This window comes from Streptomyces wuyuanensis (assembly GCF_900103455.1).
GTDB lineage: Bacteria > Actinomycetota > Actinomycetes > Streptomycetales > Streptomycetaceae > Streptomyces > Streptomyces wuyuanensis.
Map to the genome: position 1 here is coordinate 1 of NZ_FNHI01000013.1, position 22,935 is coordinate 22,935.

At 70.8% G+C, this 22,935-nt stretch carries 40 protein-coding genes and 1 pseudogene; 37 read left to right on the forward strand and 4 right to left on the reverse strand.

The features are described from left to right. Positions 1 to 215: transposase (locus BLT82_RS19485; protein WP_208867986.1), on the reverse strand; the 215-nt coding region annotated here is incomplete at its 3' end. Positions 216 to 648: 433 nt separating this feature from the next. Between BLT82_RS19485 and BLT82_RS19490 the strand changes: the two are divergent. After that, positions 649 to 1,843 (forward strand): annotated as a pseudogene (locus BLT82_RS19490) (tyrosine-type recombinase/integrase). Between the two features lie 261 nt (positions 1,844 to 2,104). Here BLT82_RS19490 and BLT82_RS19495 read toward each other — a convergent pair. Both BLT82_RS19495 and BLT82_RS19505 read right to left on the reverse strand, forming a co-directional pair. Next, positions 2,105 to 3,253 (reverse strand): tyrosine-type recombinase/integrase, encoded by a 1,149-nt coding sequence (locus tag BLT82_RS19495; RefSeq protein ID WP_244292044.1) that lies wholly within the window; start codon positions 3,251 to 3,253, stop codon positions 2,105 to 2,107. A gap of 507 nt (positions 3,254 to 3,760) precedes the next feature. After that, positions 3,761 to 4,132: a helix-turn-helix transcriptional regulator gene (locus BLT82_RS19505; RefSeq protein ID WP_093656553.1), complete on the reverse strand. Its 372-nt coding sequence runs from the start codon at positions 4,130 to 4,132 to the stop codon at positions 3,761 to 3,763. A 269-nt stretch (positions 4,133 to 4,401) separates the two neighbouring features. On the opposite strand from BLT82_RS19505, the gene BLT82_RS19510 reads away from it, so the two are divergent. The 25 genes from BLT82_RS19510 to BLT82_RS19630 all read left to right on the forward strand — a co-directional run bounded on the left by BLT82_RS19510 (position 4,402) and on the right by BLT82_RS19630 (position 15,528). Next, a complete protein-coding gene (locus BLT82_RS19510) occupies positions 4,402 to 4,704 on the forward strand; it encodes a hypothetical protein (RefSeq protein WP_093656931.1) in 303 nt (100 codons plus the stop codon). Beyond that, positions 4,688 to 4,954: a hypothetical protein gene (locus tag BLT82_RS19515; protein WP_093656555.1), complete on the forward strand. Its 267-nt coding sequence runs from the start codon at positions 4,688 to 4,690 to the stop codon at positions 4,952 to 4,954. Before BLT82_RS19510 ends, BLT82_RS19515 begins: the two co-directional genes overlap by 17 nt. A gap of 79 nt (positions 4,955 to 5,033) precedes the next feature. After that, complete coding sequence (locus BLT82_RS19520; protein ID WP_143041507.1) at positions 5,034 to 5,306, forward strand: phiSA1p31-related protein; 273 nt, start codon at positions 5,034 to 5,036, stop codon at positions 5,304 to 5,306. Beyond that, on the forward strand, positions 5,303 to 5,710 hold the full coding sequence (locus tag BLT82_RS19525) for a hypothetical protein (protein ID WP_093656559.1): 408 nt from the start codon (positions 5,303 to 5,305) through the stop codon (positions 5,708 to 5,710). The genes BLT82_RS19520 and BLT82_RS19525 overlap by 4 nt, the downstream gene beginning before the upstream one ends. Before the next feature lie 72 nt (positions 5,711 to 5,782). Further along, positions 5,783 to 6,142 carry a hypothetical protein gene (locus BLT82_RS19530; RefSeq protein ID WP_093656561.1) on the forward strand — a complete coding sequence of 120 codons (360 nt, stop codon included), beginning with the start codon at positions 5,783 to 5,785 and terminating at the stop codon, positions 6,140 to 6,142. Positions 6,143 to 6,337: 195 nt separating this feature from the next. After that, a complete protein-coding gene (locus tag BLT82_RS19535) occupies positions 6,338 to 6,577 on the forward strand; it encodes a hypothetical protein (RefSeq protein ID WP_093656563.1) in 240 nt (79 codons plus the stop codon). Next, positions 6,577 to 6,831 (forward strand): hypothetical protein, encoded by a 255-nt coding sequence (locus BLT82_RS19540; RefSeq protein ID WP_143041508.1) that lies wholly within the window; start codon positions 6,577 to 6,579, stop codon positions 6,829 to 6,831. The genes BLT82_RS19535 and BLT82_RS19540 overlap by 1 nt, the downstream gene beginning before the upstream one ends. Then, positions 6,828 to 7,880 carry a YqaJ viral recombinase family nuclease gene (locus tag BLT82_RS19545; protein ID WP_093656567.1) on the forward strand — a complete coding sequence of 351 codons (1,053 nt, stop codon included), beginning with the start codon at positions 6,828 to 6,830 and terminating at the stop codon, positions 7,878 to 7,880. The genes BLT82_RS19540 and BLT82_RS19545 overlap by 4 nt, the downstream gene beginning before the upstream one ends. Further along, positions 7,877 to 8,659, forward strand: a complete 783-nt coding sequence (locus BLT82_RS19550; protein WP_244292045.1) for an ERF family protein — start codon at positions 7,877 to 7,879, stop codon at positions 8,657 to 8,659. The genes BLT82_RS19545 and BLT82_RS19550 overlap by 4 nt, the downstream gene beginning before the upstream one ends. Continuing rightward, the gene (locus BLT82_RS19555; protein ID WP_342029416.1) at positions 8,656 to 8,958 is read left to right on the forward strand and encodes a WhiB family transcriptional regulator; all 303 of its coding nucleotides are present in this window, start codon (positions 8,656 to 8,658) and stop codon (positions 8,956 to 8,958) included. Before BLT82_RS19550 ends, BLT82_RS19555 begins: the two co-directional genes overlap by 4 nt. Beyond that, on the forward strand, positions 8,955 to 9,260 hold the full coding sequence (locus tag BLT82_RS19560) for a WhiB family transcriptional regulator (protein ID WP_342029417.1): 306 nt from the start codon (positions 8,955 to 8,957) through the stop codon (positions 9,258 to 9,260). Before BLT82_RS19555 ends, BLT82_RS19560 begins: the two co-directional genes overlap by 4 nt. Continuing rightward, on the forward strand, positions 9,257 to 9,652 hold the full coding sequence (locus BLT82_RS19565; RefSeq protein ID WP_093656569.1) for a hypothetical protein: 396 nt from the start codon (positions 9,257 to 9,259) through the stop codon (positions 9,650 to 9,652). Before BLT82_RS19560 ends, BLT82_RS19565 begins: the two co-directional genes overlap by 4 nt. Next, positions 9,649 to 9,885 (forward strand): hypothetical protein, encoded by a 237-nt coding sequence (locus tag BLT82_RS19570; RefSeq protein ID WP_093656571.1) that lies wholly within the window; start codon positions 9,649 to 9,651, stop codon positions 9,883 to 9,885. The genes BLT82_RS19565 and BLT82_RS19570 overlap by 4 nt, the downstream gene beginning before the upstream one ends. Beyond that, positions 9,878 to 10,363, forward strand: coding sequence for a helix-turn-helix domain-containing protein (locus tag BLT82_RS38005; RefSeq protein ID WP_093656573.1), 486 nt, complete (start codon positions 9,878 to 9,880; stop codon positions 10,361 to 10,363). Before BLT82_RS19570 ends, BLT82_RS38005 begins: the two co-directional genes overlap by 8 nt. After that, positions 10,363 to 10,545 (forward strand): hypothetical protein, encoded by a 183-nt coding sequence (locus BLT82_RS19580; protein WP_093656575.1) that lies wholly within the window; start codon positions 10,363 to 10,365, stop codon positions 10,543 to 10,545. Before BLT82_RS38005 ends, BLT82_RS19580 begins: the two co-directional genes overlap by 1 nt. Further along, a complete protein-coding gene (locus BLT82_RS19585) occupies positions 10,542 to 10,913 on the forward strand; it encodes a VVA0879 family protein (RefSeq protein WP_093656577.1) in 372 nt (123 codons plus the stop codon). The genes BLT82_RS19580 and BLT82_RS19585 overlap by 4 nt, the downstream gene beginning before the upstream one ends. Positions 10,914 to 11,002: 89 nt before the next feature. After that, positions 11,003 to 11,803, forward strand: coding sequence for a hypothetical protein (locus BLT82_RS19590; protein ID WP_093656579.1), 801 nt, complete (start codon positions 11,003 to 11,005; stop codon positions 11,801 to 11,803). 278 nt (positions 11,804 to 12,081) lie between these two features. Further along, entirely contained in the window at positions 12,082 to 12,489 is a 408-nt protein-coding gene (locus tag BLT82_RS19600) for an RRQRL motif-containing zinc-binding protein (protein ID WP_093656583.1), read from the forward strand. A 29-nt stretch (positions 12,490 to 12,518) separates the two neighbouring features. After that, positions 12,519 to 12,695 (forward strand): hypothetical protein, encoded by a 177-nt coding sequence (locus BLT82_RS37185; RefSeq protein WP_167746040.1) that lies wholly within the window; start codon positions 12,519 to 12,521, stop codon positions 12,693 to 12,695. A 73-nt stretch (positions 12,696 to 12,768) separates the two neighbouring features. Then, on the forward strand, positions 12,769 to 13,137 hold the full coding sequence (locus BLT82_RS19605; protein ID WP_093656585.1) for a hypothetical protein: 369 nt from the start codon (positions 12,769 to 12,771) through the stop codon (positions 13,135 to 13,137). A gap of 91 nt (positions 13,138 to 13,228) precedes the next feature. Continuing rightward, entirely contained in the window at positions 13,229 to 13,453 is a 225-nt protein-coding gene (locus tag BLT82_RS19610; protein WP_093656587.1) for a hypothetical protein, read from the forward strand. Continuing rightward, positions 13,446 to 13,838: a hypothetical protein gene (locus BLT82_RS19615; RefSeq protein ID WP_093656589.1), complete on the forward strand. Its 393-nt coding sequence runs from the start codon at positions 13,446 to 13,448 to the stop codon at positions 13,836 to 13,838. The genes BLT82_RS19610 and BLT82_RS19615 overlap by 8 nt, the downstream gene beginning before the upstream one ends. A 2-nt stretch (positions 13,839 to 13,840) precedes the next feature. Next, positions 13,841 to 14,473, forward strand: coding sequence for a WDGH domain-containing protein (locus tag BLT82_RS19620; RefSeq protein WP_093656591.1), 633 nt, complete (start codon positions 13,841 to 13,843; stop codon positions 14,471 to 14,473). Positions 14,474 to 14,564: 91 nt separating this feature from the next. Continuing rightward, positions 14,565 to 15,284, forward strand: coding sequence for a hypothetical protein (locus BLT82_RS19625; RefSeq protein WP_093656593.1), 720 nt, complete (start codon positions 14,565 to 14,567; stop codon positions 15,282 to 15,284). Positions 15,285 to 15,348: 64 nt separating this feature from the next. Continuing rightward, on the forward strand, positions 15,349 to 15,528 hold the full coding sequence (locus BLT82_RS19630; RefSeq protein WP_093656595.1) for a hypothetical protein: 180 nt from the start codon (positions 15,349 to 15,351) through the stop codon (positions 15,526 to 15,528). 57 nt (positions 15,529 to 15,585) lie between these two features. On the opposite strand, the gene BLT82_RS19635 is transcribed toward BLT82_RS19630, so the two are convergent. Beyond that, entirely contained in the window at positions 15,586 to 15,846 is a 261-nt protein-coding gene (locus BLT82_RS19635) for a hypothetical protein (protein WP_244292046.1), read from the reverse strand. A gap of 145 nt (positions 15,847 to 15,991) precedes the next feature. On the opposite strand from BLT82_RS19635, the gene BLT82_RS19640 reads away from it, so the two are divergent. The 11 genes from BLT82_RS19640 to BLT82_RS19675 all read left to right on the forward strand — a co-directional run bounded on the left by BLT82_RS19640 (position 15,992) and on the right by BLT82_RS19675 (position 22,934). Then, entirely contained in the window at positions 15,992 to 16,306 is a 315-nt protein-coding gene (locus BLT82_RS19640; RefSeq protein WP_093656597.1) for a hypothetical protein, read from the forward strand. Continuing rightward, a complete protein-coding gene (locus tag BLT82_RS37190) occupies positions 16,306 to 16,458 on the forward strand; it encodes a hypothetical protein (protein WP_167746041.1) in 153 nt (50 codons plus the stop codon). The genes BLT82_RS19640 and BLT82_RS37190 overlap by 1 nt, the downstream gene beginning before the upstream one ends. 75 nt (positions 16,459 to 16,533) lie before the next feature. Further along, positions 16,534 to 17,382: a protein transporter Sec31 gene (locus BLT82_RS19645; RefSeq protein ID WP_093656600.1), complete on the forward strand. Its 849-nt coding sequence runs from the start codon at positions 16,534 to 16,536 to the stop codon at positions 17,380 to 17,382. After that, entirely contained in the window at positions 17,382 to 17,555 is a 174-nt protein-coding gene (locus BLT82_RS37195) for a hypothetical protein (RefSeq protein ID WP_167746042.1), read from the forward strand. The genes BLT82_RS19645 and BLT82_RS37195 overlap by 1 nt, the downstream gene beginning before the upstream one ends. Beyond that, positions 17,552 to 18,061, forward strand: a complete 510-nt coding sequence (locus tag BLT82_RS19650) for a hypothetical protein (protein ID WP_093656602.1) — start codon at positions 17,552 to 17,554, stop codon at positions 18,059 to 18,061. Before BLT82_RS37195 ends, BLT82_RS19650 begins: the two co-directional genes overlap by 4 nt. Further along, positions 18,058 to 18,678: a hypothetical protein gene (locus BLT82_RS19655; RefSeq protein ID WP_093656605.1), complete on the forward strand. Its 621-nt coding sequence runs from the start codon at positions 18,058 to 18,060 to the stop codon at positions 18,676 to 18,678. The genes BLT82_RS19650 and BLT82_RS19655 overlap by 4 nt, the downstream gene beginning before the upstream one ends. A gap of 76 nt (positions 18,679 to 18,754) precedes the next feature. Beyond that, a complete protein-coding gene (locus tag BLT82_RS37200) occupies positions 18,755 to 18,892 on the forward strand; it encodes a hypothetical protein (RefSeq protein WP_167746043.1) in 138 nt (45 codons plus the stop codon). A gap of 345 nt (positions 18,893 to 19,237) precedes the next feature. Continuing rightward, positions 19,238 to 19,501 carry a hypothetical protein gene (locus tag BLT82_RS19660; RefSeq protein ID WP_093656607.1) on the forward strand — a complete coding sequence of 88 codons (264 nt, stop codon included), beginning with the start codon at positions 19,238 to 19,240 and terminating at the stop codon, positions 19,499 to 19,501. 71 nt (positions 19,502 to 19,572) lie between these two features. Then, the gene (locus BLT82_RS19665) at positions 19,573 to 20,130 is read left to right on the forward strand and encodes a helix-turn-helix domain-containing protein (RefSeq protein ID WP_244292047.1); all 558 of its coding nucleotides are present in this window, start codon (positions 19,573 to 19,575) and stop codon (positions 20,128 to 20,130) included. After that, positions 20,120 to 21,415, forward strand: coding sequence for a PBSX family phage terminase large subunit (locus BLT82_RS19670; RefSeq protein ID WP_093656609.1), 1,296 nt, complete (start codon positions 20,120 to 20,122; stop codon positions 21,413 to 21,415). The genes BLT82_RS19665 and BLT82_RS19670 overlap by 11 nt, the downstream gene beginning before the upstream one ends. Beyond that, the gene (locus BLT82_RS19675) at positions 21,402 to 22,934 is read left to right on the forward strand and encodes a phage portal protein (protein ID WP_208867987.1); all 1,533 of its coding nucleotides are present in this window, start codon (positions 21,402 to 21,404) and stop codon (positions 22,932 to 22,934) included. Before BLT82_RS19670 ends, BLT82_RS19675 begins: the two co-directional genes overlap by 14 nt. Position 22,935 lies beyond the last annotated feature (1 nt).

A 22,935-nucleotide genomic window follows, 5' to 3' on the forward strand; every position in this document is an offset into this window, starting at 1 on the left:
GCGCGGGTGTCCCACTCGCGCGGGCGATAGCCGTTGCGATGGTTGACGCGTTCCTCGCTGACCTGCCCGTACTCCGCGTTGCAGAGGGCGTCGGCCTCCGCCGACATGAGCGCATCGGCGAACGTCTTCACCATCGCGCGCAGCAGATCGGGACTCGCCGAGGCGAGGTTGTCCTCGGCGAGGGCGTGCAGGGGCAGACTGTCTGGTGCGGTCATCGTGCTGATCTCCTTCGAGGCTTCGACACTTCGAAGATCAGCCGGTGGCCGTTCGTCTATGCGGGCGCCATCCCGATGCCGGAGCAAACCCCCGGATCAGGTCGAACCCGTACACCACTTCCCAGGACGCAACCCCCGCTGGATCGGGCATGCAGCGGGCACGGCACACTGGGCGTGTCGGCATCGGCGGTTCTGGCTGGGGGAAACGTGAGCAAGGGTTGGCCTGAGCGTTGGTGGACGACGGCTCTCGTAGCTGTGGCACTCGTCGGCATCGTGTCCTACGACGTCTGGTGGGTCGCGAGGATCCTTGCGGAGCCAGTCCTGGACTGGTGGGATCTCCTCGGGCCATGCGTGGGGGGAACCTGGTTCGCGCTCCTGACGGTGTCGACTGCCCATCGTGCGATCATCCTCCGCAGGAGCACACGAGCCGCAGATGTTGAAACGCAGTCCGGGGGGGCCAGCAGAACTGGAACCTGAGAGGTGGGGCAGGTCAACCTGTCACCCGAACCTGCAGCAGACCCTCTGGCGCCGCAAGGACGGCCGCTACGAAGCCCGCGTCTACGTACCCCAGCCTGACGGCACCCGAAAGCGTAAGACGGTCTACGGAGCCACCTGGGAGGAGTGCGAGACCAAGCGGCAGGAGCTGGTGCTGCGGGACCGCCAGGACGTCCCCACCTCCACCCGCTCCGCCAAGCTCTCCGAGTGGCTGCCCTACTGGCTGGAGGAGTTCGTCAGGAGCGACCGTAAGAAGACGACATACGCCAAGTACGAGACGCACGTCCGCCGCTACCTGATCCCGCACATCGGGACCAAACGGCTGGAGACCTTGGGAGCAGCGGATGTGCGCCGCATGCTCGCGGCCGTGGCGGCTCAGGCGTCGACCGCCACGGCGAAGGAGTCGCACCGCGTTCTGCGTAGTGCGCTCACGGCCGCATGCCGCGAGGAACTGATCAGCCAGAACGTGGTCAAGCTCGTTCCGGCCCCTCGGGTGCAGCCGCGAGAGCTGAAGCCGTGGGACCTGGCGCAGACGACGACCCTTCTGGAGGCCGCGAGGAAGGATCCGCTGTACGCAGCGTTCGTTCTGGCCGTGGCTCTCGGCTTGCGCCGAGGGGAGGTCCTTGGGCTTCGCTGGTCGGACATCGATCTGGAGCGCCGCACGCTCACCGTGCGGAACCAGATCCAGCGCGTACAGAAGGAGTTGTACGAGGACTCGACGAAGAACCGTCGCACCCGTGTCGTCCCTCTCCCCCTCATGTGCGGTGGCACCGCTGCGGTGGCAGCGTCTGCGGCAAGCCGGTCAGCGACTCGCGGCGGGGCAGACGTGGCATGACAGCGACTACGTGTTCACGACTCGCACCGGGCGCACGATCGAGCCGATGAACCTCAGCCGTTCGTTTCAGCGCATCGCGGAGGACGCAGGGCTCCCCCGCATTCGCCTGCACGACGCCCGGCACGGGTGCGCCACGCTCCTCTTTGCCGCAGGTGTGCCGGCCCGCGTCGTGATGGAGATCCTCGGGCACTCGCAGATCGCCGTCACGATGAACATCTACACCCATGTCTCCGACGATCACCGGCGGGAGGCGATGGGGCGCATGGACCGGCTGCTGCGGCGGCGCCGGCCCGAGTGAGGGAGCGGCTGCCGTCAATCACTACCGTCAAAGGCCCCCAACCATGATCGGTTGGGGGCCTTTGCACTGGTGGGCGCGGACGGTTTCGAACCGCCGACATCTGCTTTGTAAGAACCCGTAAACCGAAGGTCAGACCCTCCGAGAACTTCCGAGAACTCCCCCACAGCTTCCCTACCTGCGAAAACGAGGACTTCCGAGAACTTCCGAGGCCATTCGAGGGGGGATTGTGGCCCCGTTGCGGCCCCGCGCGGCCTCGCGGCCTCATGAGACCGCCCGCAGATGCCGGCCGGTGGTCAGCGCCGCCCGGACCTCCTCAACCAGCTCGGGGCCCGCGTGCTGGTACAGCCACGTCACCCGGCCGCCCCGCTCGTGGCCCATGATGACCTGGACATCCTTCTCCGGCACCCCGGCGTCCTTCAGCCGCGTGGCGAAGGTGTGCCGCAGATCGTGCACCCGCGGCCACCACTCCTTGCGGCCCGTCTCCGGGTTGACGACCAGCCTGGCCAGGCCCGCATCCTTGATGGCAGGGATCCAGTGCCGGCGGAAGTTCGGCCGCGTCAGCGCGCCACCGAGCGGGCCGCGGAAGACGAGCTCCTCCTCATGCAGGTCCTCGCCGTCGCCGACGGGCGATTCCGTCTCCGCCGGGGCCCACTTGTCGAGCATCGTCTGAACCGCCGCGACGGCGGCCGGGGTGAGTGGGACCGTACGGAAACCAGCTCGGCTCTTCGGCGCCATCTTGCGTCGGATCCGGCCCCGGTCATCGATGAGAACTTCCTTCACCTTCACCGTGGCGCTGCCGAGGTCCACATTGCACGCCCGTAGGGCTGTGTACTCGCCCCACCGCATGCCCGTCTCCTCCGCGAACACTACAAGGGGACGGTAGTAGTCGGTCAGCTGCTCCCGGATCGCGTCGCACTGTGCGTGCGTCGGCGGGATCATGTCGTCGGGGTGCTTGGCCGGTGCCGCGGACACCTCGATGTCCAGGGTCGGGTTCACGCTGATGCGGCGGTCTCGGAGCGCGGCGACCATCATGTGCCGCAGCAGCTCCAACACCTTCTTCTGGGTGGCGTGCCCCTTCACCTCGTTCGTGATCCAGTCCTGTACCTGGATCCACGTGATGCTGTTGAGCTTGCGCCGGCCCCACTTCGGCTGCACGTGGACCTTCCACGCCGACAGCTTCCGGTTCCGCGTCGTGATCGACTTGGTCTTGACCGTGGGCCACCAGACCGCGTACCAGTCGTCAACCGTGATGGAGCCCCGCTTCGGATCCTGATAGGTGCCCTCCCGGACCTGCGTGCGCACCTTATCGAGATGCGCCTGCGCCTCCTTCAGGCTCGGGAACGTCGGGCCACACTGCTTGCCCGAGGGATCCCGATACCGGGCCTGCCACGGGCCCGTGCAGTCCCGCACGGGCTTCCGCTCCTTGTACTGGCCCGGCGGGAACTCCGCCAGGCACAACGCACAGCCGCACAGCTTGCTGCGTTTCTGCCGCGGGTTTTGTGACGCTCTACGCGCCATTGCGGATCACCTGTCCACTCCTCCGCTGCTCGGGAACGCGGGGAGTGAGGTCTACGGACTCCCCGCACCAGCAGCGTGCACCGAACTGCGGCTGAGCGATGCCGAGTTGCTCAAGAACCGCCCGCACGGCGATGGCGGTGAGTGACGGGATGAGGCCGTCTGGCACAGTCAGGATGAGGGACCGGGCATCCCACACAGGATGTGGCTCGTGGGTGGAAAAGCGGACGAGGACACACATGTGTACCCCCAAAGACGCAGGCAGACAGGGTTTGCGTGCGCCGAAGGGGGAGGGCAACGGCCACTGATTCGACCGTACAGCCATGTAGTGGAATATGCGACTGTTGTTGCGGAAGCTGATGATCCGTTATGTGCAGGGAGTGACAGAAACCAGTCTTAGACTCACGAGCCGTCGGAACGGTTGTACTCCGCGAGCGCCCGCATCTGCGTCTCGGTGATGGACTGCTGTTCCGCGGTGAGCTCGCGGAAGAGCTGGAGGAGTCGCTCCTCCTGGTCCGGGGAGAGGGGCCCGGGTGCTCGCCGGCCGACGGCTGCGAAGAGCTCGGCTTCGGTGAACTTCGGGAACTCGCGGGCGATGGCGCGTAGCGCGTCGGGGCGTGGGGTGCGCTTGCCGTGGACCCAGGTGTTGACGGTGGAAACGTGGACGCCGACTCGCCGGGCGATCTCGCTGTCGGTGAGGCCCGGGTATGTGTCCTTCAGGCGCTGGAGTAGCTGCGCGAAGGTCTCGTCGGTGGGGGTGTCGGCGGTCTCCACATGCGTAAGGGTGCCCTTCGCCCTCTACTTTTCGCAAGTAAAAGTAGAAGCGTGGCGAGAACTCATGCAGCGCGTAGCCTCCCCGCCACGCGCCGTCGCATTGGCATATGCCGACACTATAGAACAGCCGTTCGAAGATCGCCGCTCTTTGGGCAACCCCTCCGGAGTTCTCGGCACTTCTCGTTGACAAGCCTTCGACTGCGACTGTAGAAATGTCGCAAGCGACTCAGACCGAGAAGCTCAACCGCCTCACCCCGCACGAGGTACCCATGCCAAAGCTGCTCCGCAAGAGCGACGGCCAGCCACTCCGCGACGAAATGCGGCGACAAGGACTGACCCTCGACCAACTCTCCGAGAAGACCCGCAAGGTCGATCCGGCGGGACGCGGAGTCAGCCCGGCCGCCATCGGCCGCATCACCGGCAAGGGACGCACCGCGCGAGACCGATGCGAACTGCACACGGCGTGGCTCATCAACGCGGCGCTTGACGCCCGGATCCACCGCCTGTTCAGCATGCCCCCACATTCGACTTCGACAGTAGAAAGGTCAAGGGCTGATGCCGAAGAAGAGTGACCGCTTCGTCCCCCTGCCGGCCGGCCTCCACCCCCTCCTCTCCCAGCCGCAGTTGGAGACGTTCTACGGCGTCTCGGACTGGCAGGTCCGCGAGTGGATCCGGGCCGGGATGCCCGTGGAGCCGTTCGCCGGCCGTCAGAAGAGGTTCGACCTCGCGGAGGTCCAGCGCTGGATGGCGGAGAACGACCCGGCGGCCAGCGACGACGGCGAGGACGCCGGCGCCCCGCAGCTGGTCGCCGCGACTGCCTGACCAAAACGTCGGGGCCGCCCGGACGGCCAGGTCCGAGCGCCCCTCGGTTCACCCCATCACCAGAGAAATGAGGCTCACCGTGAGCATCACTCTACCGACCAACATCCCCTCGGGGGACCGGCGCACGATCCGCGTCGTCGGCATCGAGCCGGCGCCCGTCGTGTACGTCGACCGCGACGGCGACGAGTGGCACCCCACCGACGAGACCACGCCCGACGGCGAGCCGGTCCTCGCGTGCCCGGCGCCGCAGAACCCGGACGACCAGGGCGAGGGCCGGTCGCACCCGTGGACGCTGCGCGCGGTACAGGCGTGGTTCGGCCCGCTCACGACGCGTTCGGCGGTGTCGTCATGAGCACCCCGCAGACCCACGACCCGCTCACCGTCACCACGCTCGACGGCTGTACGTGGACGCGCCGCGCCCTGACACGCGATGGCCGCGGCCTGTACGCCCTGGCGAACGTCCGGGAGTGCCCGGACTACGTGCTCGCGACGCTCCTGGAGCTGGCGGAGCACGGTGTCCAGTGCGTTGACCCGCTGGCCACGATCGTCGCCGAGGTGGGCGCCTTGCCGGTGCCGGTGGGCGACCCGATCCCGTCCGAGCTGACGGAGAAGGCCGCGCCGAGCCCCCGCCGTGCCGAGTCGGTCGCGAAGCTGCGCGACCTGATCGCCCGGCAGCGGGAGGACACCTACACCAGCCCGCTGCACCACGACTACGCGATCCCGCACGACCTGCCGGAGACGGGGGTCCGGCCGTGATCTGGCTCCTCTTCGCCTTCTCCTTCGCCTGGCTCGCCTTCTGGCTCCTTGAACTGCTCCTCGGAGGCACCGATGTCCGCTGACCGTATCGACGGGCCGACCCCGTTCCACCTCCGTGCCATTCCCGGCGGCGCCCGCCTGGAGCTGGACGGGCTGCGCGAACTGATCGTGCAGGACGTCCTCACCGCGCTCCTCGACCCGACGGACACCACCCTGTGGGACCGGCTGCACGAGGTCGCCGAGCTGACCCCGGAGACGCGACTGCCGGAGGGCCGGCTCCCGTACGAGGAGCTGGTGTCGGACCTCGCGGAGCGCTGCTCGTACCGGGTGCCGATCTACGGCCGGGAGCGGCTGTTGGAGCTGTCCCGCCGACTGCGGGAGATCGCCGCGCCCAAGCGGCTGCCGCAGCAGCAGGGCCGGAGGGTGTCGTGAAGGAGCGCGTCCTCTGCGCCCACGGCTACGTCCTGATGCAGGACTCATGCCCCGGCTGCGACCACGAGAGCGAGAACCCGCACCCGGCTGACGCCGTGTCCGTCGTGCCGTCTTGGTCCGACCGCTCTCACACCCGCTGTCGTCGCTGCGGCAAGCGGCCCAGCAACCGAATCCACACGAAGGGCGGTACCGGCCGTGCCTGAGCTGATCACCCGCCGAGGCTGGCTCCTCGCCGAGATCCGCACCCGAGCTGGTCTCTGGACGACCCTCCGCGCCGAATCCGTGCTGCGTCACTCGCCGTGGCCGACGTCCGGCCGCAACACCGCCCGCAAGGACCTGAAGGCCCTTGCCTCGCGAGGCGAACTGACCATCTGGCACGACCAGACGACCGGCCGCCGCGCGTACACCCCGAACACCGGAAAGGCGGCAGCGTGATGGCCCGACGCGCACGACGGCCGATGGCCAACCACCAGCAGATCGCCGCCAACCTCCGGGCCAACCCCGGCCAGTGGAGCGACGTCCACACCTACCGCACCCGGTACACGGCCGTGGGCATCGCCCGCTGCATCCGCACCGGCGGCCGGGAGGTCGCGGGCTACAAGCCGGCGGGGGCCTTCGAGGCGGAGATCCGGAACGTTGACGAGGGCACCCTCGTTCGCGCCCGGTACGTGGGCGGTGGTGCCCGATGACGACGACCGCGCAGGCCGGGGCTTCGGCCCCGGCCGCCGGCCGCAGGGTCACGCCCACCGGCCGGCTCATGCTCCACCACACCGCCGAGCGCGACGTGTGGCTGAACGCCCGCCGCCGCGGTATCGGCTCCTCCGACCTGCCCGCCGTGATGAACCTGTCCGGGTTCAAAACCCCGCTCCACGTCTTCCACGACAAGCGCGGCCGGCTCCCCCATGACGACGACTGGTCCGAGGCCGCCCACTTCGGCGTGCTCTTCGAGGACCCGCTGGCGCGTGACTGGGCCCGCCGGAACCGCACCGTCGTGGAGCCGGTCGGGCTCATCGCCAACGAGGCCGAGGCGTGGCAGATGTGCACCCTTGACCGGCTGTGCACGGAGTGCCCGCTCGACCGGTCCGTACGGTCCCTGTGCGCCCTGGAAGTGAAGACCCGAAACGCGTTCGTCGCGAACCTGTGGCGGCAGGGCCCGCCGGACGACGTCCTCGCGCAGGTGCTGTGGCAGATCCTCGTCACCGGCCTGGATCACGTCCACGTGGTGTGCCTGATCGGCGGCCAGGACTACCGGCAGTACACGGTTCGCCGAGACGAACACGTGAAGCTCGTCGCCTACCTGAACGCCGAAGCCGGCCGCCTGTGGCACGACCACATCGTCCCCGGCCGCGCCCCGGCACCGACCGGCCTGGAGCCGCCGGAGGCCCTGATCAGCCTGTACGACCGGCTGCACCCGGACCGGGAAGGCGTCGCCGTCCTGGACCGCGACATGGACGCCCGCGACGCCATGACGGAGTACCTCGAGGGCGTCGCGCTGGAGCGCGACGGCAAGCGCCAGAAGGCCGCCGCCAAGGCGAAATTGCTCGCCGCCCTCGGTGGGGCTCAGGCCGCCCACATCCAGGACCGCCCTTTCTTCTCCATCGAGCAGTCCCACAAGAAGACGCCTGATCTGGCGCGCCTCGCTGAGGAGTTCCCCGAGGCATACCGCGCGTGCGTGGAGGACAAGCCGCACGACCGCATCTCCATCCCGAAGTACGTGCGTGAGGAGTACGCAGCATGACGAGCCTGACCGAGCGCGCGGAGCAGCACGCGAACGGCAGCACGCCCGAGCCCGAGGCTGGTCCCGCCCCGACCTACACGCCCGCGCCGCTGCCGGACCCTGGCATCCCCGAGCCGGGCCCGGACGGGCCGGAGAAGGTCCCCGTCTGGGTCGCCTGGTCCCGCGTCATGGGCGAAGTCCGCGGCATCGACAAGGGCGATTGGTACGGCAGGCCCGGCGAACGCGGTAGCTACCAGTTCCGAGGCGTCGACTCCGCGCTGAACGCGTTCGGCCCCGCGTGCCGGCTCCACGGCGTCCTCGTCCTGCCGGTGCATGTCGAGACCGCGTACCGGGATGTGAAGACGTCCGGCGGGAAGCCGTCCCGCGAGTGCACCGTCACTGTGACGTATCGGATCATCGGCCCGACCGGCGACAGCATCGAGGTCCAGTCCGCGGGCGAGTCGATGGACAACGCCGACAAGGGAACCGCGAAGGCCCTGTCCACCTCGCTGCGGTCGCTGCTGTTCCTCGGTGGCCTGGTGCCGACCAACGACACCGACCCGGACGCTACGAACATCGAGCGCGGCGACGAGCCCGCCGTCCGGTCGGCGGCCGACTACCGGGACGAGATCGTGGACCCGCGAACGTCGCCCGGCCGGCTGGAGCAGATCAGTTACGAGCTGCGCAACGCCCGCATGCTGCACGTCAAGGTCGAGAACGAGCACGGCGACGAGGAGACCCTCGACGCCCTCGGCATGCGGCACTACACGGAGCGCACCAAGGGCGGTGCGTCGTCGTGACCGCCTCCACCCAGACCCCCGCGGCCGGGCTGACCACCCGCCCGGCCGCGGCCGGGGCCAGCACCGCCACCCCGTGGCGCGAGCATGCCGCCTGCCGGAAGCACGACCCCGCCCTGTTCCACCCCACCACCGGCGAGTCCAGCAACCACGCCAAGCGCATCTGTACCTCGTGCCCGGTCCGTACGGAGTGCCTGGAGCACGCCATCACGTACGGAGAGACAGGCGTGTGGGGCGGGACGACCGCCGGGCAGCGCAGGGCGATCCGTCGGGCGCGCGAGGCGCGGAGGGCCGGATCGTGACCAGCCTCGACCACGCCCGCCGGCTCCTCGACCAGCCGCCGGCACCGGTGATGCCCGGGCAGGCCGCCATGTGGCAGGACGACGCCCTGTGCGCGCAGGTCGGCACTGACCTGTTCTTCCCGCAGAAGGGGCGCAGCGGGCAGGACGCCAAGGAGGTCTGCTACCGCTGCCCGGTCCGCCGCGAGTGCCTCACTGACGCCATGCGCGAGGAGCACGGCACCAGCCACGAGCGCCGGTTCGGCATCCGCGGCGGCCTCGGGGCCCGGGAGCGCATCGCCCTGGAGAAGGGGGCGGCGGCATGACGGACCGCGCGGCCATCGCCAAGATGCTCCGGGCCGGGGCCACGTACGCGGAGGTCCGCGCCGAACTCGGGGTCGGTAGCGACTCGGTGACGTCGTCGGTGCGGAAGGAGTACGGCATCCCGGTCGTACCGCGACCGCGCCCGCACCGGCCCGCCGAGGACACGTTCCGGCTGTACGCACAGCCTGTGGACGGTGGCCACCGCCGCTGGACGGGCCCGTGGGCCGGCCGCATGCCGCAGATCACCCTCGCGAAGAAGGCCACGGTCAGCGCGCTGCGGGTGGCGTTCCGGATCCGAACCGGCCGTGACCCGGTCGGCTACGTGCGCCGTACCTGCAACTACCCGGGGTGTGTTGAGCCCGGGCACCTCGCGGACCGGGCGGAGCGGTCGTGACCGGCCGCCGCCGCCCGGCACCCGCCGCGCCGCCCCCGGGCGGGCTCCTCGACTGGCGCGACTCGTCCCATTGGTCCCGCGAGGAGAAGCCCTGCCGGTACTGCGGCCAGCCGACGAACCTCCGCGACTCGAAGTGGTCGCCCGCGCACAAGGTCTGCGCGGAGCAGGCCCTCGCACAGCAGGCCGCCGAAGCGGCCGACGCCTACCACCAGAACGGACACCTCCATGCCTGACCAGACCCACACCGCCGACCCGGACGCCGTCCTCGCGATGCTCCGCTCCGACGACACCGGCCCCGACGCCCCGTACCCGTCCCTGATCGGCGTGTACTGCGACGGCTGCGGCACCACCGTGGAGCGGGACATCGTGGTCTCGGACCGCATGAGCAAGGCCGAACGGTTCGAGGCCGCCCGCGTCCACCTGCGCCGCGAGGGCTGGTCCTGCACCTCGTCGGGCGACCTGTGCCCGACGTGCAAGCCCAAGCCGGGCGACCCGGGTTACGTCCACCACGGCGCGTACGCCCCGCACCTGAAGGGCGAAGCCCGCACCACGGTCGCCCGCCGCGCCGCCGACCTGTACGAGCAGGGCTCCACGATCAAGGGCGTTGCGCAGGTGATCGACCGCTCGTACGGCAACACCCGAACGCTGCTCCTGGAGGCCGGAGTCCGGCTGCGCCCCCGCTTCGGCGTGACCCGCAGAACGGCCCGGTGATGGCCCGGCCCGCGGTCGCACTCGAACTGCGCGACCTGACCGCCGCCGCCGACCTCATCGAGGCACTGCGCGGCACCCCGCCCGCCACCGAGGCAGCCGCGCGCCGCCGGCAGCAGCTCGCCGACCGCCTCGACCGCGCCCTCTTCGCCCGCCTCATCACACCGAACGGACACCGCTCATGAGCCGCAACGACCACCGCAAGCTCACGCAAGCCGAACTGCTCGCCGAGGCCCGCGAGCGCTTCGGTGACGACCCGCTGAAGTGGGCGTTCATCTGCCCGACCTGCGGCGACATCGCCACCGGTGAGGACTTCTCCAACGCCCTCGCCGACCACCCGCGGAAGAACCGCGCCGGTGAGGCCGTCATCGCCTCCGACCTCGTCGGCCAGGAGTGCATCGGCCGGACCCTCGGGGCCCTCGCCAAGGGCGCCGGGAAGTACAGCGGCCGCGGCTGCGACTGGGCCGCCTACGGCCTGTTCGCCGGCCCGTGGGAGATCACCCTGCCCGACGGCCGCAGCATGCACGCCTTCCCGCTGGCGCCGGCCGCCTGACCCTCTCCGCACCACCGCCCGGGGCGGCCGGCCACCAGACCCCGCCCCGGGCGAAGACCCGCACCACCACACGCGACGGAGACACCCAGTTGAGCACTGACGAGCAGGCCACCCGCGCCAGCGGCAGCGTGCCGCACGCGTACGGCAACGCCCTCGCCTGGCGCTGGTCGCGAGAGATGCCCACGGCCCTGCGCCGCGGGTTCCTCACCCTGCTCTACGCCCTTCGCGCCATGGCCAACGCCAACGGGGAACTCCGCTTCCCTGACAAGCCCATCCGTATCCAGGACATCGCCCGTGCCGCGGGCGCGGACGAGAAGGACGCCCGCCGGTACGTGAACGCCGGCATCGCGGCCGGAGTGATCGCCGTCAAGGGCGAGCAGCGCCGCGGGAAGCCCACCCTGTACGTCCTGATGGTCGTCCCGGATCCCGACTGGGGTGCGGCCGAGGCATCGCTGAAGGGGTCCCGCCGCACCCCGGGGAGGGCGCCCGCACCGTGGCGGAAGGACTCCGAAAGTTCGGGGGACCGCGACCCGAACCAGTTCGGGGGACCGCGCCCCGAACTTGAGGCCCCGGAGCCGGAAGAAGTTCGGGGGACCGCGCCCCGTATGGGTTCGGGGGACCGCGCCCCGAACGGTTCGGGGGACCGCGCCCCGAACAACCCAGGTACTACCCATGAGCCTTCCCATGACGGGGCCGGGGTCGTTTTCAAACCTCAGGTAGTCGGGGCCGCGGAACCCCAAAAGATCGACTTCACCCAAGAACAAGACCACCACGCCGAGCAGCCGCGCGACTTCATCCGCTGCGCCCGCTGCCACGAACGCATGGTCCCCCGCGGCAACCGCACCACCCACGCCCACTGCACCCCGAAGCCCGAGAGGACCGCGTCATGACCCCATACGAGCGCCTCATGGCCGAACAGATCCCCACTGGCACCTTCGGTGGCGCACAACCCGCACGGCGCCCAGAACGGCCCACAGAGCGCCACTGGACAGCCCTGGAACAACTCGAACACCGCCGCACCCTCCTCGAAGCCCTCGACAACTGGCACTCCGACCACGACCCGCGCCCCCTCCGCGCCCTCCCTGACCCGCCAGCCACCGACACAGACGCAGACGCCGCATGACCGCGGTTATCCGGTTCCAGCGGCCCTCGCGCACAAGGAGCAGCCATGCCCGACGTTGTCGACGTCGACCCGTACGCCGACACCGCCGCCACCATCCCCGTCTACCCGTGGCGGCAGGCCCCCGCCGGCCTCGCCACACGCCGGCAACTCCGCGACATGGGGCTCCGGCCGGGTGGTCATGACCCGGTCGCGGAGATCGAGTGCCGGCGCGGCCTGCGCCGGGCGTGGCTGTACCGGATCGACCTCGCCGCCCCGAAGATCCCGATGACCCTCGCCAAGGAGGCCAGCCTCGACAAGGCGATGGCCGCCCGGCAGACGTGCCCGAAGTGCCGCCGCCGCTATCACCACTGCCTGCCGCTGCGCACCCTCGGCACGTGCCTGGAGTGCCACGACGGCACCCCCGCCGACCGGTCGTCGTACGTGCCGCCCGCAGCGCACCAGCTCGCCGCCTGACCGCCCACCCCGCGCACAAGGAGACCCCGATGCCCGAGCAGCCCAACCGCCGCCCCGTCGCCCGCGGAGAGTGCCCCAGCTGCGGCCTGAGCTACGCGCTCAAGGCCGACGGCACCATGCGTCGTCACCACGGGATGACGCTGGCCGGCTTCTCGACTGGGGAGCCGTGCCCGGGCGTTGGGAAGCCGCCGAGCACCGCCCCATGACGGACGGACGGCCCGCCCGAGGCTCAGTCGGGCGGGCCGCACCACCGACCATCCCACACCCAAGGAGCAGCCCATGCCGATCCGGCCTGAGAACCGCCACCGCTACCCGCCCGACTGGGCCGAAATCAGCCTCCGCATCCGCACCGACCGCGCCGCCGGCCGCTGCGAATGCCACGGCGAATGCGGCCGCGGCACCCACCCCGGTCGCTGCCCCAACCTCAACGGCCGCCCCGCGTACGGCACCGGGTCCACCGTCGTCCTCACCGTCGCCCACCTCGACCACACCCCCGAGAACTGCGACCCCGAGAACCTCCGCGCCATGTGCCAGGGCTGCCACCTCCACTACGACCGCGACCACCACCGCCAGACCGCCGCCGCGACCCGACGGGCCGCGATCGAAGCCTCCGGGCAACTCGCCCTCGACACCGGGAGCGCCCCGTGACGTTCCTCCTCGCCCTCGCCTACGTCGCCCTCGTCACCATCACCACCGGCATCCCCCTCGCCCACTGGGCCGACCAGCCATGGAGACACCGATGACCACCGCACTCACCGCCCTGATGTGGCTCGCCTGCCTCGGCTTGATCGTCATCTTCGGGGCAGCCGGCTGCGCGCTCACCCTCGCGTGGCGCGACCGACGCGACGCCGCCCGAGCCGCCGAGTACCGCGCCAGACCACACAGCGCCCGCGTAGGCACCGCCGCGCAGGACGCCGCAGCCATCGCCCGAGCCCGAATCGACAAGGAGCAGCGCCGTGCCTGACCTCGGACCGATCGACTACGCCAACCTGCAAGCCGCCCAACGCGAGCAGATCGCCAACTGGCTCACCGACAACGACATCAACCCCAACGAGGTCCCCCTCGCTGGTGGCCTTCACGTCGCAGACCTGGCGCCCGGCGCCCGCGTCATCCGCTACTGCACCCTCGCCGGGGAAGGCCGCGAGTACCCGCTCCGCTCCGACCTGCCGCCCCCCGCCGGTGTGCCCGAGGTCATCGACTGGCAGGCGCGCGCTGAGCGGGCAGAGGCCGCCATCGAGCGCGTGCGCGCCGTCGCCGCTGACCTCGCCAAAGGATGCCCCTGGAGCGGGAGCGAACCGTACGCCGCGGAACGCATCCTCACCGCCCTCGAAGAGCCCAAGGAGAAATGACCATGGCCACCGCCAACCTCACCGTCACCGTCGACACCAGCCCCGCCATCGAACTCGGCACCCGAGTCCAGGTAGCCATCCTCGACACCCTCACCACCGCACGCGCCACCGGCCAGCCCGTGGACGACGAGGCCCTCGCCGGGCTCACCGCGAGCGCCGTCATCGCCGAACTCCTGCGCGTCGTCCCCAAGACCCCGGCCGAAGACGAAGCCGAGGAATACAAGAACAACTACCTCGGAGCCTGCAAGACCATCGCCGACATGCACGCCGCAGCCGTAGGCGGCGTGACCGGCCCGACCCGGGGCGTCGTCGAGGACGTCGCCGACGTCCGGGACGCGATGCTCCGAGCAGAGCAGGAGCGCGACGGGGCGTACCGCGAGCGCGCACAACTCGTCGCCCACCTCGCCAGCATCTACCCCAGCCACATCGGCTACACCGACCGGAGCGCACCGGACTGGGCTGTCGTCATCGTCCAGACGCCCACGGGCCAGATGAGTTGGCACGTTGCCCCGTCGGACATGGACCTGTTCGAGCACGTCCCGCGCTCCCGCCCGGGTGGGCCCGGCTGGGACGGCCACACCACCGAGCAGAAGTACAAGCGGCTGCGGGCGCTCACTCTCCGCAAGAAGCGCTGAGCACGCGCGAGGGGCGCGCCTCACGTCTCCCCAGACCGGCGCGCCCCCAGGTGCGATCACCGTACCGCCCCAACGCCCCACGGAGCACACGATGACCACCACCACCCAGCACCTCCGCACCATCGCCACCCTCTGGACCGACCTCCGCGACGCCCTCGCCCCCCCGAGCACGCCCGCCGGGTTCGGCATCGGCCTCCGTGGCTACCTCGCGCAGCTCGAGGAGTACGACCTCGAGGAAGCTCGAGCCCTCCGCGCGCTCGAGCGTGACCCCGCACAGATCGGCCAACGCCCCGTACCCATCAACCTCGCCATCCTCGACACCCTCCGCGCCGTCGAAGCCGCCCTCGTGGACACCGCCGACCAGATCGCCGCCGCCAACCAGCGCACACAGATCCAGCCCGCCGGCCCCGGCTGGACCCCCGCCGACCGCGCCCGCCGCGACAAGCTCGCCGCCGCCGACGCTGCACTCCCGCAGCGCTGGCGGTTCACCGGCCGGCGCACCGGCCCGTACGCCGCACTGTGGCTGTGCGCCCGCGTCCACGGGATCTCGTGGCCCGGGACAGCGCTCACGGAGCAGCAGCACCAGCACGTGGCCGCCGTCGCCGCCGGGGCGCTGCGCCGCATGGAGACCGCCCTCGACCTCGCCGACCAGCGACGGGAGCTGACGAGTACCCACCCGTGCCAGTGCGGCGGGACCATTGAGGTCTACGGCGGGGCCGGGGCGTCCCCGGTGGCGCGGTGCAAGGCGTGCGGGGCTCTGTGGACGGAGCGCGGGATCATCGCGTCCTGGACAGCGGTGGTCGCGGCATAGGCCAGGGACACGAACACCTGAGACAGTGCGACAACGTGACCATCATCCCGATCCTGGAGGGGCCATGAGCCAGCCCGAGCAGTCCGAGCAGCACCCGCAGGAGGCAGCCCGTGAGGCCCTACTGCGGCAGATCGCGGCGGCCGCCAACGCAGCGCCGAAGCTCAACCCCGGCAACGCGGCCGAAGCGCTGAAGAACCTCGCCGAGGCGTACGCGTTCGTCGTGGCACCGTCGCAACCGCACTGACCGTCGGCACGACAGAGCCCCCAGACCATCCCGGTCCGGGGGCTCTGCTGTGCGCAGCTACGCCTCGTCGGCGGGTGGCTCCAGGTCCGTGCGCTTACCCTGCCGGATGCCCGCTTGCCGCTTCGCCCAGTAGGCGTCGAACCAAGCCACCGAATACTCCGGTCGGCTACTCCCCGGGCGGAACGTGGGTGCCGGCCAGCCTTCGTCAGGGTTCGTGGCCAACCGGTGGATGAGCGTGCGGCTGCGCCCCACCCGCTCCGCGAGCTTCGGAATGGTCATGGTCTCCCGCGGCTCCTCACTCTCCGGGGTCTCGGGCATGGGCACATCCTCTCGCGAGGTGTGGACAATGTCCACACTTCTCGCTACGGTCAAACCGGCAACAACGAAGGCCCCGGCCGGAGTTCGCAGCTCCACATGGCCGGGGCCAGGCCCACCCCGAAGCGATCGAAAAGGCAGGCCCGCCATGGAGCGTACCGACCGCCCCGACCTTGACGCATTACTGCGGCGCATCCTCACCGAGCCCACCCGCGCCGCCCGTCTCCTCACCGAGACCGCCCGGATCCTCGAACACGAGTGGCCGCACCTCGCCATCACCGAGCAGCAGCTCAACGCCGCCGGCCGCGAAGCAACCCGCGTCGTCCTCGCCGGGCTGCCGAAGGTCGTCGGCGACGAGGCCAACGAGCGCGCCCGGGCTGTGTGCCCGCGGGCCCGGTTCCACGGCGGCGAGACGGCAGGCGAATACGCCCTCCGCCTCCGCGACGCAGCGAAGGCCCTGTGATGGCGCCCGAGCACGACGCACCCGAGCAGCGCACCGAGGTCACACAGCCGCAACCGAACCGGATCCTCTCCGAGCCGGCGACGCCGCAGAACTGCGCCGCCGACTACGAGGCCGCCGCCGACGTCCGCGCCCGCCTCGCACAGGGCCGCTGACACCACCAGCCGGCCGGGCCCCAGCCACTCACGCCCACGGGGCCCGGCCACCCTCTCCCGCTTCCGGAGGAGCACGTGAAGACCCGCCCCGTCACCCGCTATCGGCGCGAACCGCACACGGTCGACGGCATCACCGAGTACATCGACGTGCCGTACGAGGTCGACTTGCCCCAGCCGCCCCGGGACTGGGATCAACTCGTACGCACGGGCGTCACCATCGGCGCGGTCGTCCTCGTCACGGTCTCCGTGGTCTGGTCAACGGCCAGCATCGGCGAGCTTCTCGCGCGCATCACCGTCGCCGCCGCCGCGTACGGCGCCGCCGTCGCCTTCGACACCGCATGGATCATGTGCATGGCTGTCGAGTGGCTCCACCGCTACGACCCGCCCCGAGCCGCGAAGGCCCGAACCGCCGGCCACTGGGCACTCGTGGTCGCTATGGGCGCCGTCGGCGCGCACGGCTACGTCACCAGCGCGTGGGTCGTCGGCATCGTGGGCGCGCTCGTGTCCGCGCTCGCCAAGGGGGCATGGACGATCGCCATGTCCGTGCACGCCCACCCGCTCGACGCACGCACGCAGCAGTGGGTAGCGAAGCGCCGCGCCGCGCTCGACGGACAGCGGGCGATGATCCCCGTGCGTCGGGACCTGATGCGCAGCGAGGCACTGATCGCCGCAGAGCGGGCTGCCCTCGGACCCGGTCCGGACGTCGATCCGGACCAGTCCGGACAGGACACGGACGATCCGGACCAGCAAGCCGACGCGCCCGCGGGCCCGCCCATGACCGTGAAGGACGCAGTCCGGACCGCCGTGGACTCCGGGATCACCGCCCCGGACAAGGTCCTCGCCTACGTCCGCAAGCGGGCCGACGCCAACGCCCGCCCGGACACCGTGGACCGGTACATCCGCCTCGCCCGGATGGCCGGCTGATGGCCGCCCTCGCCGTGATCGGGCTCGGGATGCTCGCGCTCCTCGCCGGGGCTGCGCTTGTCGCCCTCGCCCCGCCCCTCCAGCGCTCCGCCTACGTGCTCCCCGCAGTGCGCACCGTCGCCGTCCTCACCGCCGCCATCGCCTACATCGCAGCCATCTGGAGCCACCCGTGATCGTCGTCACCCTCGGAGGGGTCACCGTCGGCCTCGCCATCCTCGTGCGCTTCGTCATCGTCTGGTGGCCCGGCGCGAAGTCCCTGCGCGGCAACCCCCTGCCCCACCTCAGCGGCCTGCTGCCGTTCCTCGCCGCATGGGCGTACGGCGTCCTGGCCATCCTCGGTATCGGCGGCCTCATCGGATGGGCAGCAGACACCGCCCTGTGGGCGTCCAACTGGCTCGGAGACGTCGCCCTCGTAGCAGGCGTGGGAGGTCAGACCGGGCAGGTAGCCAGGGGCGCTCAGTACCTGCCGCTCACTCAGACCGGCACCGCGCTCGTGCTGCTGCTCACCGTGGCCGTTGTCACCGCCGTGAAGCGGAGCCGGTACGGCCGGGACATCAAGATGGGCGCCTGGTGCGGGCTCTGCCTCGGTACGTCTGCGGGCATCGCTGGCATGGCCGCCGTGCCGCTCGCTCAGGCCACGAACTGGGCAGGGCAGGCACTGTACGGAGCACTGGCGTGAGCGCCGACCAGGCCGCGGAGCAGCCCGCGGGGGAGGAGCAGGGGAGCCGCCTTGCCGGTGGCTGCGTCGCCGTCGTCCTCGTCGGCGTCCCGCTGTTCGCCCTCGTGCGGATCGCCCCGGAGTCGGCATACGTCCTCATCGGCTGCGCGGGCACCGTCGGCGTGCAGCGCGCCCGCGCATGGAACGCCCGCCGACGGGAGCCGGCTGCCGAGGGGGAGCAGCCGGAGCCTGTCGACATCCTCGCCACGCTCCACGAGGCCGCCACCGACGGCGAGTCGGTGCTCCTCACACAGCTCCAGAAGGCGGCCGACCTACCGGACACGAAGGCCGTACGCGGGCTGTTGAAGGCGGCCGGGGTGCGCGTGCGGGCGGGCGTCCGTACGCCCGCGGGGAACGGCCCGGGCGTGCACCACAAGGACATCCCGCCGCTTCCCCTCTCCGATTCGGGAGCCCCTTCCGAGCGTTGTTTGTGCAGGTCAGGCGCCAACGCCAACACCAACAACGAGTCCGGGCAGGGGCCCCGAGAGGGGTTGCGTGTAGAGCCCATCGGGCAGGCCGGGGCCCGGATCATCGACCCGAACGAGGCGCGCCGCCGGCACGAGGTGCGCGCCCGCTGAACCCCGGGGCGGCCGACCAGCTGCCAGGCGAGCGACCGCCCCGGTCCCATCCCGATCACGAGACGAGGACGCCATCATGGCACTGAAGAAGACGATGCCCGCCGCCCCGCAGACCCGGCCCGACCCGAAGCACGAGACGACGTACAGCGCGAGCAGGGGCGGGCACTACCCGACCGGGCAGAAGCCCGTCCCGGGTGCCCCGAAGAAGCGCTGAACGAGGGCTTCCGCCGCGCCGGATGCGGGCGTACGGTAGCGAATCCGACGGCAGGCCAGGAGCGGGCCCATGCGCACTCGTGCGTATCGGTGTGGTGAGCTGCGAGCCGCCAAGCCGACGCCTGGCCTGTCGTCACTCAACAGCCCCGCCGCCTCCACCCGGCGGGGCTTCACTACGCCCGTAGTTGCATCCCCCGCGATCGTGCCCCATCATGGGCGGCAGATCCGGCGTGCCCGGATACAGGACAGGCCCACCCGCGCGGTGGGCCTTTCGCATTCCGCTTACGCGCCGACCACCCTCGTGCAACTCTGGTCCCCCACACGAGCATCGGGCCAGGGGGGTTCCATGGGGTGGATCAACAACGCCAAGGCTGACGCGGCGACGAACGCCGCACGCGAGGCGTACGCGCAGGGCCGACGGGTCCTGACCTTTAAGATCATCGAGGCGAACGTGACCAGCCGCTCCACGGGGCTCATGACCGGCGTCGGCGAGCAGATCGAGGCCATCGAGGCGCAAGGCTGGGACCTCGCGAACATGGCCGCAGCCGAGGGCAAGGCGTTGTCGGGCGACCGTACGGCGCTCGTCTGCCTCTTCCGGCGCCGCGGCTGACCAACCCACAAACCGGGCCCGACCGCTCACCCCCGTGGCGGTCGGGCCCTTCGCATGCCCGGAGGTGACCCGTGGGCGGCAACCAGCACACCAACCCAGTCACCGACGAAACCCGCGCCGACGTGCGCCGCCTCCACGCCGAAGGCCACGGCCGGAACGAGATCGCCCGCCGGCTGGCGCGCTCCCCGCGCACGATCAGCGTCCTCGCCGCCGAGATGGGCCTGACCTTCGACCGCACCGCGACCGAGGAGGCCACCCGGGCACGGGTCGCCGACCTCGCCGAGCGCCGCGCGATCCTCGCCGAAGCGCTCCAGTCCGACGCGGAGCGGCTCACCGAGCAGCTGTGGCAGCCCTCGGTGATCTACAACTTCGGCGGCAAAGACAACACCTACGAGTACGAGAACGTGCCCGAGCCGCCGGCCGACGCGAAGAAGAACCTCATGGCCACCGCGGGCATGGCGATCGACCGCTCCCTGAAGCTCGTGCCGCCGCAGGACGACGGCGGCAACGAGGCTGCACAGTCCCTGGTCGGCCAGCTCATGACCGGACTTGCCGCCGTCTACCGGCAGCAGCAGGCCGGCGAGCAGGCGCCACCCGCCGACGACGAGGGGGACGGTGATGCTCCGTGACGTGCCCCTCCCCCTGTCGCCCCGGCAGGTAGCGAGCATCGTTGAGGCGCAGGACGCGCCGATCGCCCTATGGTCCGGGGCCGTGTCGTCCGGCAAGACCATCGCGTCCCTGATCGCGTTCCTCATCCGGCTCACGCTCGCCCCCGACCACGGACTGATCGTCGTCATCGGCCGGACGTTGCAGACCATCGAGCGGAACATCATCGACCCGTTGCAGTCCCGGCACTTGTTCGGGCCGCTCGCCGCGCACGTCCACCACACCACCGGGGCGACAACCGCCACCATCCTCGGGCGCACCGTGCACCTAATCGGCGCGAGCGACGCGCGCGCGGAAGGCCGGATCCGCGGCTCCACGATCGCCCTCGCCTACGTGGACGAGGCGACCCTCGTGCCGCACGCGTTCTGGATGATGCTGTTGTCCCGGCTCCGCGTCGGCTCGCAGTCCAGGCTCCTCGCGACGACCAACCCCGACGGGCCGTTTCACTGGCTGCGGAAGGAGTTCATCCTCCGCGCCGCGGAGGTCGGGCTGACGAACTGGCACTTCACCCTGGACGACAACCCCAGCTTGGACCCGGGATTCGTCCGCCGGCTGAAAGCCCAGTACATCGGCCTCTGGTACCGGCGGTTCATCCTCGGCGAGTGGTGCCTCGCGAGCGGGGCCGTCTACGACATGTTCGATGAGGCCCGCAACGTCGTGGACCTCATGCCCTACATGCGGCGCTGGACCGCCGTGGGCGTCGACTACGGCACGGTCAACCCTTTCAGCGCGGTGCTCATCGGGCACGGCGAGGACGACCACCTGTACGCCGTATCCGAGTACCGGCACGACTCCACGGCCGCGCACCGACAACTGACCGATGCGGAGTACAGCCGCAACGTGCGGCAGTGGCTCGCGAACGTGCGCCGGCCCGGGGAGCACGGCGCGGCGCGCGGCGTACGCCCCGAGTGGATTTTCGTGGACCCGTCGGCCGCGTCGTTCATGAACCAGCTTTGGACCGAGCGCGTGCCCGGGATCTCCCCCGCGATCAACGACGTGCTCGACGGCATCCGCAGCGTGGGCGTCGCCCTCGGGTCCGGGCTGCTCCGCATCCACCGCTCCTGTGAGGGCCTCCTGGGGGAGCTCCCCGGATACGCGTGGGACGAGAAGGCCGCCGAGCGGGGCGAGGACAAGCCGTTGAAGGTGGATGACCACTCCGCGGACGCCTTGCGCTACGCACTTCACTCCACGGCGCACGAGTGGCGCCACCTGATCAAATACGAGGAGGTGTCCGGTGCCGCTGCCTGAGAATGACACCCCCTGGCCGCCGCCGGAGATGGCCACGGCGCTCGCCTCCATGGCCACCGACGACGCGTGGTACTCCGGCGACCGCGACCGGATCCGCCGGGCCCACCAGCCCAGCGCGGAACGCGCCACCGAGACCGGCCGGCGGCTCAGGTTCTGGGAGCGGCCCCGCCGGCTCGACACCCCGGACTACTCGCTTCACATCCCCCTCCCCGGGGACATCGCCACGACGTCCGCTGATCTGCTGTTCTCCGAGCCGCCGACGCTGACCGTGGACGGGACGGAGACGCAGGCCCGACTCGATGAGCTCGCCGAAGCGGGCGGGCTCGCGAACACCCTGCTGGAGGCCGGCGAAGTGGCGGCCGCGCTCCGCGGCGCGTACCTGCGGGTGACCTGGCATCAGGACCTCGCCAAGCGCACGTTGCTGACCACCCACCACGCCGACACGGCCGTCCCGGAGTGGACCAGCGGGTTCCTGACGGCGGTCACGTTCTGGCGGGAGGTATCCGCGGACGGCGTCCACGTGCGCCGGCACCTGGAGCGGCACGAGCCGGGCCGCATCCTCCACGCCCTGTACGAGGGCACGAAGACCAACCTTGGCCGGGCGGTGCCACTCACCGAGGACCCGGCGACGGCCGACCTGGTCGACTCCCTCGACGCGGGCGGCGACGGGCAGACCATCACCACCGGCATCGACCGGCTGACCGCGGGCTACGTCAAGAACATGGGCCCGGACCGTCGGGACCGGCGCTCCCCCCTCGGCCGCTCCGACTTCCAGGGTGTTGACCACCTGTTCCATGCGCTGGACGAGGTGTGGACGTCGTGGATGCGGGACATCCGTCTCGCCCGCGCCCGCCTGATCGTCCCGTCCGGGTACCTGACGAACGACGGGCCCGGGCAGGGCGCCTCCTTCGACCTGGACCGCGAGGTGTGGTCGGCCATCAACGCCTCGCCGACGTCCGGTGAGGGCATCACCGAGAATCAGTTCCTGATCCGGGTGGATGAGCACCAGCGGACCGCGGAGGCCATCGTCCGGCAGGCTGTGAAGCTCGCCGGGTACTCCGCGCAGTCGTTCGGGATGGATGGTGAGACGGCGGTGACGGCGACCGAGGTGGTCGCCCGCGAACGTAAGAGCATGATCACGCGGGATAAGAAGTCCCGTTACTGGGGCCCGGTGCTCGCCGACATGCTCGAAGTGCTGCTCATGATGGACGCCCGGTTGGGGTTCTCCAACGTGACCCCGGAGCGGCCGAAGATCGAGTTCGGCGACTCGGTGTCCGAGGACCCGAAGAGCGTCGCGGAGACCCTGTCGCTGCTCGCGCAGGCTCAGGCCGTGTCGACAGAGACGAAGGTCCGAATCCTGCGCCCCGATTGGGACGACACCGCCGTCCGCGAGGAGACCGACCGGATCCTGAAGGAGACCGGGCAGGCCGTCAACGACCCGTCCATGACGGGAGCTGAGGGGCCCGGCGCGCCCGGCTTCGGCCGCCAGTCAGGCGGGGAGCAGCCGAAGGGGGCGTGAC